The organism is Caproiciproducens sp. MSJ-32 (assembly GCF_018918055.1).
Classification (GTDB): domain Bacteria; phylum Bacillota; class Clostridia; order Clostridiales; family Clostridiaceae; genus Clostridium.
Map to the genome: position 1 here is coordinate 1 of NZ_JAHLPS010000075.1, position 14,226 is coordinate 14,226.

Genomic DNA, 14,226 nt, shown 5'->3' on the forward strand with positions numbered 1-14,226 from the left:
TAGAGGAATTGATCATGTTCTAATGGATAATTTATGGATATTAGGTGGAATTATAATATTTTTAGGTAGTTTTGATAAATATATGTTAAAGCCTATTAATCCATTGTTTCAACTTATTTGTTATTTCCTCTAAATTTTTTATGTTGTAAAATAATGAATATACTAACTTTGGAGGAAGGCAGTAATTATGAAATATGAAATACTAATCTTTGATGCAGATTGTATAGAAGGATAAATAATAATATCTGGAAGGAATATGAAAAAGGTAATATAAATCAAAAGGAATTAAAGATTAAAAGATTCAAAATTTTATCAGATAAATTAAATATAAAATTTGATGAACATGAATTTGCAAAAACATATATGAAATATCTATCTAGTTCCTCTTTTTTATACAAAGAAAGCTTGCCCCCTATAAAAGATTTGTCCAAAAATTATAAGCTTCTTATTATTACAAATGGACTTAGCAGTGTACAAAATAATAGGATCAAGAAGTCTTCAATCAGTAAATACTTTGATGATATTATTATTTCTGAAGAAGCAGGCTTTCAAAAACCGAATCCTTATATCTTTGAATATTCATTAAGGAAATTCAATGAAATTGATAAAAGAAAAGTTCTTATTATTGGAGATAGCCTGACATTAGACATTCAAGGTGGAATTAATTTTGGTATAGATACTTGTTGGTTTAATCCTGAAAAGCTAAAGAATGATACTAAACTAAAACCCACTTATGAAATTTCTAATATATTAGAAGTTAAAAATATCTTAAAAGAAGCTTAGTCCTTTCTAAGCTTCTTGTTATTACAAATAAAATATTTATGAGTTTTTAAGTATTATATTTTCAACAAGATGAGTTACAAAAATTATATTATTACAGCATTTATAAAGCAGATCATAAATATCTTTCCATAAGATTAACTTAAGAGGATCCTTTGAATAGCTAAAGAGTTTTCTCATTGCTAGTTTATAATATCTATCCGCCTCCATCCTCAACTCATTAATTTTTCTTATTAACATATATATTTTTTTAGATTTTTTATAATTTTTCAATTCCTCAACAAGTTTCCTAAGTTCATTTATATAGTTAAAAATAAAAACTGCAAATTCCTCAACTTCTTTTTTTATATAACTTATATTGAACACATAAATTCTTTCTAAAATGTACTTAATGGAATAAGTAATATTGTTAATTTCAAAGGCCAGCCGAATAATATCTTCTCTTTCAATTGGAGTTATAAACTCTTTATCTAACTTATTAAAAATATATAGCTTTTTTTCATCTACTAACTTTGTAATTGTATTTATATACTCTATATTATTCTCTAGCTGTCTTAATTCAAAATTTTCTATAGTATTTGTAAGCACATTTGCTGCTTTAACTGAGTATCTTATCAACTCGCTTAAAGATTGGAAATAATCCTTTCCCTTTTGGCTCATGATTTTTTACCTTGCTCCCCTCATAATTACATCCTTTAACCACTTATTATAACAATATGATTTCTCTATAACTTTTACTACTATGTCATAAATAAAAACAAAAAAAGAAGAGCAATTCTGCCCTTCTTTTTACTAAAATTCTTATCATTTTCTATTATTTCTTGGCATTATTTTTTTAATAGCTTCAGCCTGATCTTTATTTATAACTCCTTCTTTAATTAATTCATCTAGTATATCTTTATTATGTAAATTATTTTTTTCAATATATTCTTTTCTTTCCTTTTCAGACATTCCCTTTAACTTTTTAAAATTTTCTTTTCTTTCCTTATGTGCTTCTTCTAACTTATCTAAAAATTTCTTCTTTTGCTCTTTATTAATTGTATTGTTTTTTATTAATTCATCAAGTTTTTGACTTATTTCATCTTTTTTATGTATAAAAATCTTATCTCCCATTCTATCTCGTATCTTCTCTGCTACTTCTTCTGTAACTATATTATTTTTAATCATTTCATCAAATAATTTTTCTGTTTTCGAATTATTTGGATTATTATCTTTTGAGTTACCTTTTAAATATTCAAGAATTTTATCAGCCTGTTCTTTAGTTATTATTTTTTCATTTACTAATTCTTTTAATGTTTCTTCTAATACATCAACTTTGTTTTCAATATCTAAGGAAATAAATTCTTTAATTTCACAGGCTGAAACCGGCTTTATATTAATGCTAGTCCCTAAAAAGAAAGCTGTTGACATTAGTGCAGCTGTAATTAATGCATAAACTTTTTTCTTTCTTATCATTTCATAACCTCCTTCTTACTTTATACTTTCCTAAATACAATTAATTATGTATATTTAGCAAAAAGGATTTTTAAAAAATTATAATAAAAAATTTTACCATAAAATAACCAATAAGACCGCAGCCAGGAAAAGTAAGAATCCAAGTCCAAATCATTTCACTTACAACAGACCAATTAACAGAGCTTATTCTCTTGGCAGCCCCTACTCCCATAATAGATGTAGTTTTTGTGTGAGTTGTACTTACTGGTATTCCTGTTAATGAAGATAAAAACAGACATCCTGCTGCAGCTAGATCAGCAGAAAATCCCTGATATTGTTTTAATTTAACCATATCCATACCAACTGCTTTTATTATTTTATAGCCTCCTATAGAAGTTCCTATCCCCATAACTGCTGAACAGAGAAGCATTAGCCAAACTGGAATAATAAAACTTTCAACTGATACTTGCCCATTTAATAAAAATATTCCAAGCATAAATACTCCCATAAATTTTTGCCCATCTTGGGCTCCATGCATAAAAGCCATTGCTGCTGCTGCAAAAATTTGAGCACCTTTGAAAAATTCATTAGTTTTTCTTCTATCGAAAGCTTGAAAAATTAATTCCACAATCTTTACACTAATCCAGCCCATAGAAAAACCCAATAAAGTAGATAGTATAAGACCATAAATTACTTTAATCCATTCTTCTGCATTTATACCTCTAAATCCACCCTGAAGGGAAATAGCTGCTCCTGATAAACCAGCAATTAAAGCATGACTTTCACTTGTAGGAATTCCAAAATACCAAGCAGCAGTTGCCCAGACAACTATTGCAAACAAAGCTGCACATAAAGCAACAAGTGCATTATGTGAATCCCCCCTAAAATCAACCATATTATATATTGTTTGTGCTACATTAGAATTAATTAAGGTCATAATAAAAACACCTAGAAAATTAAAAACTGCAGCCATTAATATAGCAGGACCAGGCCTCATTGCTCTGGTTGAAACACAGGTAGCAATAGCATTAGGTGCATCTGTCCAGCCATTTACTAAAATTACAGCTAAAGTAAGAAAAACAGTTATTAATAAGACATGCTTATCAGCTAACTGACTAATAAATTCAGAGAAGGAAATAGTCATTAAGTTTCTCCTTTCAAAATACTTATAAGATTTTTCACCTACTTTTATTATATTTACTTATGCTAACAGTAATTAATGTTAAAAAGTTTATATTTAATTAATTATTAAAGCTAGTTCTTAATAAAATATTCTAAAATAATTATAATAAAAGTAAGTAATTAAATATAAAAGAAAGTGAGTTTGATTTAAATTGAGAGTTTTTATAGCAATAGAATTTCAAGAAGAAGTTAAAAATTACTTAAAGGAAATCCAAGATCTTATTAGTAGGAAAAGTGAAAAAGGGAATTTTACAATTAAAGATAATTTTCATTTAACCCTTAAGTTTATTGGAGAAGTTGATTTAGAATTAGTTGAAAAGATAAAAAAAGCCATTGATGAAACTGTTGAAAATCATAATAATTTTAAATTATATTTTAATAAAATAGGTAAATTTTCAAGAGCTAGTAAGTCAATAATTTGGATGGGATTAAAAAGAGAAGAGGAACTATATTCGCTTTATGACAAAATTGAAAGGGAACTAGAAAAGATAAACATAAGAAAAGAAGAAAGAAAATATACTCCCCATATTACCCTTGGGAGGGAAATAATTCTTAAAGAAGATTTTAACACTTTATTAAAGGAAGTAAAAATAAAGAAACTGCCTATATTAGTAGATAAAGTTTCTCTAATGGAAAGCACTAGAGTAAATGGAGAGTTAAAATATATTCCTCTTTATGAAAAAAGCTTAAAATAAATTTATTCTACAATTAAGGTTGTTTCATCTTCCCAGTGGTATTGAGAGTTTATTTCCTTAATATCATCTACTAGCTTAAATAAAGCCACATCTTTTTCCTTACATTCTAACATAATATCTATATCTTTATGGAATTTCTTTAAAATTTCAATAAAAGAAATAAAATCATAAGAATTTATAAAATCTGCATGTTTTCTGTCTACTCTTCCTTCTAAATTTTCATTTTTGGGCGACGAAAAATGCATTTTAGGAGGAAGATTTTCATTTTTCCAAGTATTTAATATATCTTCCAACATATCTTCGATATTTTCTCCATTATTATTGCAGTTATGATGATGAATATCTAAAACCATTGGTATATTTAAGCTTTTACATAAATCTAAAGTTTCTTTGGCTGTATATGTTTTATCATCATTCTCTAAAATTAATCTTTCCTTAATTTTTTGAGGGAAATTTCTAAAATTATTTATAAACCTATCTAAGGCAGCCTCCTTTCCACCAGTAGCACCTCCAACATGAAGGACCATCTTTCCTTCTTTATAATCCATATCTTCAAACCATTCAACTTGTCTTGTTAAATTGCTTAAGGTATTTTCTACTACCTTTGGATTATTGCTATTAATAACATTAAACTCATCTGGATGAGTATCTACTCTCATATCTGAATCCTTAAGAAGCTTTCCTATATATTCAAAATCTTTTTTAAATAATTCCCTATGCCCCCAATAGCCTACATCAGGATGAGTTACAAGAGGCATAAGTGCAGAAGTTAATCTATAAAAATGTATATTATTTTTTATATTGTATTTTAATATTTCTTCAAGAGCTTTTAAATTTGACAATCCAACCTGCTGCAACTTCTCTAACTTCTTTTCTCTAGACAATATTTTATTATAATTAGTAAAAGTTACATTACTAGAGCTCGTAATCTTTTTTCCTAACACATTAGAAATTGCCACATATCCAAGTCTTACTCTCATAGCCATTCTCCTTTTAAAAGCAAAAGATAATATATACATTATAGTTTGCTAATAAAATAGAAAAATTATTTAACTAATAAGATTGCTTAATTATAAACAAGCTCCCAAACTATAATCTAATAATAAAAAAGAGACTATAAAAAGTTAGATTCTTTCTTATGGTCTCTTATAAATCTATTAAGCAATACTTTCATTAACTTTTAATTTTTCTCCTGCTTTTTTTCTATTTGAAAATTCAGCAACTGCAGTAAATAATACGTCAGTAGATGAATTTATTGCAGTTTCGCAGGAATCCTGTACAACCCCTATTATAAATCCTACACCTACTACCTGCATAGCAATATCATTTGGAATTCCAAACAAGCTGCATGCTAGTGGTATTAAAAGTAAAGATCCACCAGATACTCCTGAAGCCCCGCAAGCTGATGCTGTGGCTAATACACTTAAAATAAAGGCTGTTGGTAAATCCACACTAATTCCTAAGGTATTTGCTGCAGCTAAAGCTAAAACCGAAATTGTAATAGATGCCCCAGCCATATTAACAGTCGCTCCTAATGGAATTGATACAGAATAAGTATCCTTATTTAAGCCAAGTCTTTTACATAGTTCCATATTTACAGGAATGTTAGCAGCTGAACTACGTGTAAAGAATGCTGTAATTCCACTCTCTCTTAAACATTTTAAAACTAGTGGATATGGATTTTCTTTTAAATATAAGAATACAATAATTGGATTAATAACTAATGCTAAAAACGCCATAGCTCCCACTAAAACAACAAGCAATTTTCCGTAACTTACAAAAGCTTCTAAGCCATTTGTTGCTATCGAATCAAAAACAAGTCCCATAATTCCTAATGGGGCAAAACTAATTACCCATTGCACAATCTTAGATAAGGCATCAGCAACATTACTTATCATTGTCTTTGTTGTCTCACTAGCATTTCTTAAGGCTATTCCAAGTAAAATTGCCCAAGATAATATTCCTATATAATTAGCATTTATTAAAGCATTTACTGGGTTATCTACAATATTCATTAATAATACTTTTATAACTTCTACAATACCTCCTGGAGCTGCTAAATTATCTGCTCCTGTTGTTAAAGTTAATTTAACAGGAAAAAGAAAACTTGCAGTTACCCCTGACAATCCTCCCATAAATGTTCCAATAATATAAAGTACTACAATAGACTTCATATTTGTTTTTTGTCCCTTTTTTTGATGACAAATAGCTGATGATACCAAGAAAAGTACTAAAACTGGTGCCACTGCCTTTAATGCACCAACAAATAAAGAACCAAGAATTACAACAGCTTTTGCCTGCTCAGGAACTGTTATTGCTAAAATCACTCCAATAATTAAACCTACTATAATCTTTTTTACTAAGCTAATTTTATTTAATTTAATAATTAGATCTTTCATTTTTTTGCCCCCTTTATTTTCTAACTTACTAATTAATTATTAGTCCTACATCATATAATAAATACCTGCCCCAATTTAACACTTTATTATGATGATGTATAGTTTAAAATAGTTTATCATAAATCCGCGGAAATTGGAATCAGGAATTAATATTTTATTGAATTTTTATATTATTATGAAAAATAAAACTTTAGAAAATGTTTACCTATATTAAATTATTAATTATTAAGATTTTTATGTATCATTTATTATAAAAAAAGACTATTGTTAATTCAACAATCTTTTTTATTATTTATAGAACTTTAAATTATATTCATATAATTTAATTAATAAACTCGATTTAATATACTAAAATATTCCACAAAAAACTCAATATCTAAAATTTTATATAATTTTTTTCGAATAATACGTTTTCAATTTTTTTGTACATACTTTATTCATATTTTTGTTTTATAATAAAAATTATTAAATAATAATTTTTATTATAAAAATAAACTATAATAAATAAAGGTGGTAATATTTTATGTTTTTAGCATTTAAAGAACTTAAGAAAAATAAATCTAAGTTTAGTTTAATTCTTATGATTCTAATACTTATAATTTTCTTAGTACTATTTTTAGCTGGACTAACTAAAGGTTTAGCTGCTGCAACAGGAGCTGCTTTAGAAAATTCAGAAGCAAATTATTATATATTAGATGAATCATCAGACAAATTAATAACTCGTTCAAACATTTCAAAAGAAGACTTTGAAATAATTTCAGATTTTGCAAAAGATTCAACTATAGTTAATCTTCAAATGAGCAATGTTACAAAAGAAGGTGAAGATAAAAAAATAAACCTAACTTATTATGCTATAGATCCTAATAATTTCTTAATGCCAGAAGTTATTGAAGGTTCTAATGATTTACATAATAATGAAATAATCTTAGATAATTCTCTTACTGAAGAAGGATTTAAATTAGGAGATGTTTTAATAGATGCTTCTACAGATTTAAAGTTTACTATTGTTGGTTTTACTGAAAATCAAATGTATGGACATACATCCATTGGAATAATAAACCTAGATACTTATGAAAATTTATTAAAAACTGCTACTGGAAGAAATGAAGTTAATTTCCAATCTATAGCCTTAAAGGTTGATGAAAATGATGTTTCTAAATTAGAAGAATATGTTAATAAAAATCTAGATGGAAAAGCCTTATACTCTAGTTCAGATATTATTAAAAATATTCCTGGCAGAATGGCAGAGCAATCTACTTTAATCATGATGCTTGCTTTTCTATTTGTAATTTCAGCTATGATACTTGCTGTTTTCTTCTATATAACAACAATGCAGAAAATTCCGCAATTTGGAGTTCTGAAAGCATTAGGTGCAAAAATGAGTACTTTATCTAAATCTTTAATCTATCAAGTTTCAATATTATCTTTAATAGCAATATTTATTGGTAATGTATTAACATTTATATCAGCTAGTTTATTGCCAGCTAGTATGCCTTTTGTTTTAAGTTTTAAAGATGCAGTTATGGTTTCATTATTATTTTTAATGATTTCTATTTTAAGTAGTTTATTCTCAATAAAAAAAGTTTCAAAAGTAGATGCAATTTCAGCAATAGGAGGTAATTATTAATGAAAGATTTAGCATTACAACTTAAAAACATTACAAAATCTTATATTGATGGAGAAAGTGAAAATATAGTTTTAAAAAATATTAACCTTGAAGTTGAACATGGCGAATTTGTAGCAATAGTAGGCCCTTCTGGTTCTGGTAAAAGTACATTTTTATCAATTTCTGGTGCTCTTCTTTCAGCTACTAGCGGACAAGTTATAATTGGTAAAAATGATATAAGTAAAATGAGAAAGAAAGAGTTAGAAGATATAAGACGTAATCAAATAGGATTTGTTTTTCAATCTCATCAATTAATACCTTATTTAACTGTTTTAGAACAACTCAAATTAATTCCTTTACTATCTGGTAAAGGCGATAAAGATAGTGAAAACTATGCTAAATCTTTACTTGAAGAATTTGGATTATCTCATAGAATAAACTATTATCCTGAAAAACTATCAGGTGGAGAAAAACAAAGAGTTGCTATAGCTCGTTCACTTATGAATAAACCTGATATAATTTTAGCTGATGAACCAACTGCAAGTTTAGACGGTCCACGTGGTAGAGAAGTTGTTCAAACTATTAGAGATGAAATAAAAAAATATAATAAAGCAGCTTTAATGGTTACTCATGATGAAAGAGTTCTAGATTTAGTTGATACCATATATAGAATAGAAAATGGAAATATAACTTTAGAAAAAAGGAATATTGCAATATAGTAAATAATTAAAATCAATAATAAAAAGATGGCGGTATCAGAATAAATCTTATACCAGCCTATAAAAAACCACCAGATTTACTGGTGGTTTTTCATTTTCATGCCTGGCCTTATGTTAATAGCATAAGCTAAAAGCATATTCTCCTTCTAGGATAAGAATTCTTTTACCTCCTCCTTCTGATATAAAATCGCAGTTGCCAGGACTGCTCTTTTATTATACAGAAGGAGTTTTTTGTCTTGCCATAGTTCAACTTCAAGATTATATGAGCAATAGACACTAAAAACACAATATAATGTTCAAAATTGTGGTTAATAGCTTATAAATTTTAACGGAAGTATACTATAAAAATAACAAAAAAGGAGCCTGTGTCAAAATGATTTTAAAAATCATTTTGACACAGGCTCCATTAAAAATTATGCTTCTACTTGTTCAAATTGGCTGTTATATAACTCTGCATAGAAACCGCCTTTTTCTAGTAATTCATTATGGTTACCACTTTCAATTATATCTCCATCTTTCATAACTAAGATTAAATCAGCATTTTTAATTGTTGATAATCTATGAGCAATAACGAAAGATGTTCTACCAACTGTAAGTCTATCCATAGCTTCTTGAATTAATAATTCTGTTCTTGTATCTACTGAACTTGTTGCTTCATCTAGTATTAATAGAGGAGCATTTTCAACCATTGCTCTAGCAATTGTTAATAGTTGTTTTTGTCCAGCTGAAAGATTTATTTTATCATCTAGTATAGTGTCGTAACCATGAGGTAAAGTCATTATAAAATGATGAATACCAACAGCCTTACAAGCATTTATTACTTCTTCATCTGTTACTCCAGTTTTATTATAAACTATATTATCTCTTACTGAAGCTTCAAACAGCCAAGTATCTTGAAGGACCATACAGAATAAATCATGAACATTTTCTCTTGTAATAGATTTTGTATCTACTCCATCTATTAAAATTTGTCCTGAATTTGTTTCATAAAATCTCATAAGCAAGTTAACAATTGTAGTCTTACCAGCTCCTGTTGGTCCAACTATAGCGACCTTTTGACCTGCCTTAGCCTTCATTGAAAAATTCTTGATTATTAACTTATCTGGATTATAGCCGAACTTAACATTCTTAAATTCAACATCACCTTTAACATCTTTTAAAAGCTTAGTTTTATGTGATTCGTCTTCAAGTTCTTCTTGTTCTAAGAACTCAAATACTCTTTCACCAGCTGCAGCTGCTGATTGTAAACTTGTTGCTGCCTGCCCCATTTGTGATAAAGGTTGTGTAAATAATCTTACATAAACCATAAAGGCAACTATAACACCAAATTCTATCTTTCCATCGAAGGCAAGTATAGCTCCTACTACGCAAACTGCTACATATCCAAAATTACCAATAAAAGCCATAAGTGGCATCATAAGACCTGATAGGAATTGTGATTTTCTTGCACTATCAAATAATCTTTCATTTATTTCTTCAAACTTATTAATTGCTTCATCTTCGCCATTATAAACTTTAACTATATTATGAGCAGAATATATTTCCTCAATATGACCGTTTATTTGTCCTAATTCTTTTTGCTGAGAAGCAAAATATTTTTGTGATTTTCCCATAATAACTGTCATTAGAATAAATCCAATTATTGTAGCAACAATAGCTGCTAAACTCATTGATACATTATTTTTAAACATCATTATCAATGAACCAATGAATAAGGAAATAGCTGAAACTAAAGTTCCAATACTTTGGTTCATACTTTGTCCTATTATATCTACATCATTTGTAATACGGCTTAAAATATCTCCATGACTTGTTGAGTCAAAATATTTTAATGGAATCTTATTCATTTTTTCTGAAATATTCCTACGTAATTTATTTGCAACCCTTTGAGTTACAGTTGTCAATATAAATTGTTGTGTATATGAAAGTATAGCTCCTGTTACATAAAATATAACTAAAGTTATACCTAATTCGCCAACCTTATCAAGGTTGATTTCAGTCATTACACCTTCCATTATAACATTAGTAATTTCTTTTAACTTATCTGGTCCTATAATTGTAAATATTGTTCCACCTATAGCACATATAATTGCAATAATTATTAGTGCTATATATTCTTTTGAATATTTTAAAAGCTTAATCCATGTTCCTTTTAAATCTTTTGCTTTATGTGCTTTGCCATGTGCTCCTGGCCCCATATGTCTACTCATTTTCAAGTTCCTCCTTTGAAAGTTGTGAGTATGCTATTTCTTTATATACCTCACAAGTCTTTAGAAGTTCCTTATGCTTACCTATTCCAACAATCTTTCCTTCATCTAAAACAATTATTTTATCAGCATCCTTAATTGTTCCTATTCTTTGAGCCACTATAATTTTAGTCTTACCTTTAGTTTCTTTATTTAAGGCTGCCCTCAATACTTTATCAGTTCTATAGTCTAAAGCTGAGAAGGAATCGTCGAAAATGTAGATTTCTGGATCTCTATGAATAGCTCTTGCTATTGAAAGTCTTTGTTTTTGTCCTCCTGAAAGATTTGTTCCTCCTTGAGCTACTTCACTTTCATACTGCTTTTCAAGTTTTTCAACAAACTCTTTCCCTTGAGCAATTTCAACGGCTCTCTTAACAGCATCTATTCCTAATTTTTCTTTTCCATTATCTCCATAAGAAACGTTTGATTCTACTGTTCCACTAAACATTACTGTTCTTTGTGAAACATATCCAATTTTATTTGTTAAATAGTTTTTATCATAATCTTTAACATTAACCCCATTAACTAATACTTCTCCTGAAGTAACATCATAAAATCTTGGAATTAAATTAATTAATGTTGATTTTCCAGAACCTGTAGCTCCTATAAATGCAATAGTTTCTCCCTTATTAGCTTTAAAGCTTATATTCTCTAATACATAATCAGTTGAGTTTTCTGCATCTGGATATTTAAAATAAACATTTCTAAATTCAACTTCACCAACATGTTCCTCTTCATCTGAAGTACGAGTTCCATTAATTATTGTAAGAGGAGTATTTAACACTTCATTTATACGATTAGCAGCAACTTGCGCTCTTGGCATCATTATGAATACTATAACCAGCATCATAAAGGCAATAACGACTTGTATTGCATAGGATGAGAATACAACCATATCACTAAATACAGTAATTCTATTTTGAATATCCTCCATACTATTAATAGCTACTTCATTGATTAAATAAGCACCTATCCAATATATTGATAAGCTAAGACCGCTCATTATTATTTGAATAAAAGGCATTAATACCCCCATTACTCTTCCAGTAAATAAGTTTGTCTTTGTTATTTCATCGTTTGCTTTTTCAAATTTATCTTCTTGATATTTTTCTGCGTTATAGGCTCTAACAACTCTAATACCAGTTAAATTTTCTCTAGCCACTTTATTTAAATTATCAGTTAAAGTTTGAATTATCTTAAACTTTGGTAATGCTAATAAGAATGATCCAGATACAACTATTAATAATGCTACTACTGCTACAGCTGTTGCTGTTGTCCATTGCCAACTCGTACTTGATATTTTACCTAGGGCCCAAACAGCTGTAATTGGAGCTTTTATTAATACTTGAAGACCCATAGCTATTATCATTTGCACTTGAGTTATATCATTTGTTGAACGAGTTATTAAGCTTGGAACTGAAAACTGATTAATTTCATGCATTGAAAAGCTTTCTACTTTTCTAAAGATATTAGAACGTAAGGTCTTTGAAAGACCTGCCGCTATACCTGAAATAAAATATCCAACTATAACGCTGGCTATTAAACTTCCTAAAGCACAAACAAGCATTTTGCCTCCAGCCTTCCAAATTTCAATCATTTCGGCATTTGGAGTTTGAATTAAAGCTGTTATATCTGACATATAGTCAGGTAGTTTTAAATCTAACCATACTTGACATACTATAAATAGTAAACTTATAAAAATAAAAATCCAATCCTTTGACTTTAAATATTTCAACAGTTTTATCATATTTTAGTCTCCTTTTTTATTAATTTATTTTTTATCTTTCCATAAAAAATTGTTAGGCAACATACTGTTAGTCCCCTAACAATATAAGTATAAAAAAATTATTCCAAATTTTTTTTTAATTTATTTAAGATTTGAATAAAAATTTCTAATTCTTCTTCTGAAACATTTCTGGTAATCCTTTTTTCAAATTCCTCTATTTCCAGCATAACCTGATCATGTAAATTAATAGCTTTCTCTGTTAAAACAATTTTCTTTAATCTTGCATCATATGGTACTGTTTCTCTTATTATATAGCCATTCCTTTCCATAGATTGAAGCACGCCAGTTACTGTAGATCTCCTAATTGTAAATTTTTCTTCAATATCCTTTTGAAATACATCTTTTGACATATTACTATGTAAATATCTTATAATCAAACCTTGTATTTCAGTAAGATTTCCGCAGCTCCCCCTAACATGACAGTTACAAATATGTCTTTTTATTAAATTTGAAAGAACTTTAATTTCATGACCAATTGATACATTCCTTTTCACATTACACACCTTTGTTCCTAATACAATAAAAATGATATTTAATCTCATCTAAAATAAAATACTATTAAATTATAGTTTTTTAAAAATTCAATGTCAATTCTAATTTTTAACGAAAACCTTTACCAAATTATTAATATTTTTTTAAGTTAAATTTATCCTATTTATATAGTAATGTTCACCACTTTGTTAAATTTCACATAAATTGAAATAGAATTATTTGTAGGAAGGGATATGATTGTATAAAAATAACTTATGCAAAAGAGTTAATATTAGTTTCAGATCTTTCCATGGTACAATAACTGCTATTACTGATTTTATTGTAAGTGAAGATGATATTGATGCTGGCTGCTACAAACTAATTACTTTAGAAAATGATATGCAGGAAATAGTTAATTTTGTCATATCTCCTGACACATATTTTCTAGATAATGAGATGGTTTTTATAGGAGATAAAATAACTGGTTATTATGATGCTAATGCACCAGTTCCTCTTATTTATCCGCCTCAATATAGCGCCCTTATTATAGTAAAGGATAGCTCTCATCAAAATGTAAAAGTAGATTATTTTGATGCTAACTTAATTAGCAGTGATGGAATGTTAAAAATAAATATCTGTCCATGTACTAGGTTATTATTAAGAAATAACCAAAGCTTTTCTAGAAATCCAGCAAATAGGAACTTAATTGTTGTATATGGTCCTAGCACTAGAAGTATTCCTGCTCAAACTGCTCCTTATAAAGTAATAGTCTGGTGTTAAAATAAAAAAAGGGGCTGTCGCATTAGCGGTTAAAAATCGCTAATGCTCAGCTCTTATTTTGTACTGTTTTATATGAATTTTAAAGAGTTTTTCAAATAAATTCATCTCTACTCCTTAAAAATGGCGCA

General features: G+C 28.0%; 13 protein-coding genes and 1 pseudogene. 6 read left to right on the forward strand and 8 right to left on the reverse strand.

Features of this window, described 5'->3' with window-relative positions:
• Nucleotides 1-7: 7 nt before the first annotated feature.
• Together KQI16_RS09030 and KQI16_RS09035 are read left to right on the forward strand one after the other, a co-directional pair.
• Nucleotides 8-133: a hypothetical protein gene (locus KQI16_RS09030; protein WP_330654189.1), complete on the forward strand. Its 126-nt coding sequence runs from the start codon at nucleotides 8-10 to the stop codon at nucleotides 131-133.
• Nucleotides 134-216: 83 nt separating this feature from the next.
• Nucleotides 217-783, forward strand: a pseudogene (locus KQI16_RS09035) (YjjG family noncanonical pyrimidine nucleotidase); the annotation flags it as partial.
• 36 nt (nucleotides 784-819) lie between these two features.
• On the opposite strand, the gene KQI16_RS09040 reads toward KQI16_RS09035, so the two are convergent.
• The 3 genes from KQI16_RS09040 to KQI16_RS09050 form a co-directional block, all read right to left on the reverse strand.
• Nucleotides 820-1,440 carry a DUF47 domain-containing protein gene (locus KQI16_RS09040; RefSeq protein ID WP_216433723.1) on the reverse strand — a complete coding sequence of 207 codons (621 nt, stop codon included), beginning with the start codon at nucleotides 1,438-1,440 and terminating at the stop codon, nucleotides 820-822.
• A 144-nt stretch (nucleotides 1,441-1,584) separates the two neighbouring features.
• On the reverse strand, nucleotides 1,585-2,235 hold the full coding sequence (locus tag KQI16_RS09045; protein WP_216433725.1) for a hypothetical protein: 651 nt from the start codon (nucleotides 2,233-2,235) through the stop codon (nucleotides 1,585-1,587).
• Between the two features lie 70 nt (nucleotides 2,236-2,305).
• Nucleotides 2,306-3,358, reverse strand: a complete 1,053-nt coding sequence (locus KQI16_RS09050) for an inorganic phosphate transporter (RefSeq protein WP_216433727.1) — start codon at nucleotides 3,356-3,358, stop codon at nucleotides 2,306-2,308.
• Between the two features lie 190 nt (nucleotides 3,359-3,548).
• On the opposite strand from KQI16_RS09050, the gene thpR reads away from it, so the two are divergent.
• Nucleotides 3,549-4,091: an RNA 2',3'-cyclic phosphodiesterase gene (gene thpR / locus KQI16_RS09055; protein ID WP_216433729.1), complete on the forward strand. Its 543-nt coding sequence runs from the start codon at nucleotides 3,549-3,551 to the stop codon at nucleotides 4,089-4,091.
• A 2-nt stretch (nucleotides 4,092-4,093) separates the two neighbouring features.
• Here thpR and uvsE read toward each other — a convergent pair whose 3' ends face one another.
• Nucleotides 4,094-5,071 carry a UV DNA damage repair endonuclease UvsE gene (gene uvsE, locus KQI16_RS09060; RefSeq protein WP_216433731.1) on the reverse strand — a complete coding sequence of 326 codons (978 nt, stop codon included), beginning with the start codon at nucleotides 5,069-5,071 and terminating at the stop codon, nucleotides 4,094-4,096.
• A gap of 177 nt (nucleotides 5,072-5,248) precedes the next feature.
• Nucleotides 5,249-6,490, reverse strand: a complete 1,242-nt coding sequence (gene sstT / locus KQI16_RS09065) for a serine/threonine transporter SstT (protein ID WP_216433732.1) — start codon at nucleotides 6,488-6,490, stop codon at nucleotides 5,249-5,251.
• A 523-nt stretch (nucleotides 6,491-7,013) separates the two neighbouring features.
• On the opposite strand from sstT, the gene KQI16_RS09070 reads away from it, so the two are divergent.
• Nucleotides 7,014-8,117 carry an ABC transporter permease gene (locus KQI16_RS09070; protein WP_216433734.1) on the forward strand — a complete coding sequence of 368 codons (1,104 nt, stop codon included), beginning with the start codon at nucleotides 7,014-7,016 and terminating at the stop codon, nucleotides 8,115-8,117.
• Nucleotides 8,117-8,815 (forward strand): ABC transporter ATP-binding protein, encoded by a 699-nt coding sequence (locus KQI16_RS09075; protein WP_216433736.1) that lies wholly within the window; start codon nucleotides 8,117-8,119, stop codon nucleotides 8,813-8,815. Before KQI16_RS09070 ends, KQI16_RS09075 begins: the two co-directional genes overlap by 1 nt.
• A gap of 413 nt (nucleotides 8,816-9,228) precedes the next feature.
• On the opposite strand, the gene KQI16_RS09080 is transcribed toward KQI16_RS09075, so the two are convergent.
• From KQI16_RS09080 to KQI16_RS09090, 3 genes are all read right to left on the reverse strand, one after another.
• Complete coding sequence (locus KQI16_RS09080) at nucleotides 9,229-11,025, reverse strand: ABC transporter ATP-binding protein (RefSeq protein ID WP_216433738.1); 1,797 nt, start codon at nucleotides 11,023-11,025, stop codon at nucleotides 9,229-9,231.
• On the reverse strand, nucleotides 11,018-12,808 hold the full coding sequence (locus KQI16_RS09085) for an ABC transporter ATP-binding protein (RefSeq protein WP_216433740.1): 1,791 nt from the start codon (nucleotides 12,806-12,808) through the stop codon (nucleotides 11,018-11,020). Before KQI16_RS09085 ends, KQI16_RS09080 begins: the two co-directional genes overlap by 8 nt.
• Before the next feature lie 98 nt (nucleotides 12,809-12,906).
• Nucleotides 12,907-13,341, reverse strand: coding sequence for a MarR family winged helix-turn-helix transcriptional regulator (locus KQI16_RS09090; RefSeq protein ID WP_216433742.1), 435 nt, complete (start codon nucleotides 13,339-13,341; stop codon nucleotides 12,907-12,909).
• 235 nt (nucleotides 13,342-13,576) lie between these two features.
• Here KQI16_RS09090 and KQI16_RS09095 point away from each other — a divergent pair, with 235 nt between their 5' ends.
• Nucleotides 13,577-14,098, forward strand: a complete 522-nt coding sequence (locus tag KQI16_RS09095; RefSeq protein ID WP_286173016.1) for a hypothetical protein — start codon at nucleotides 13,577-13,579, stop codon at nucleotides 14,096-14,098.
• Nucleotides 14,099-14,226 lie beyond the last annotated feature (128 nt).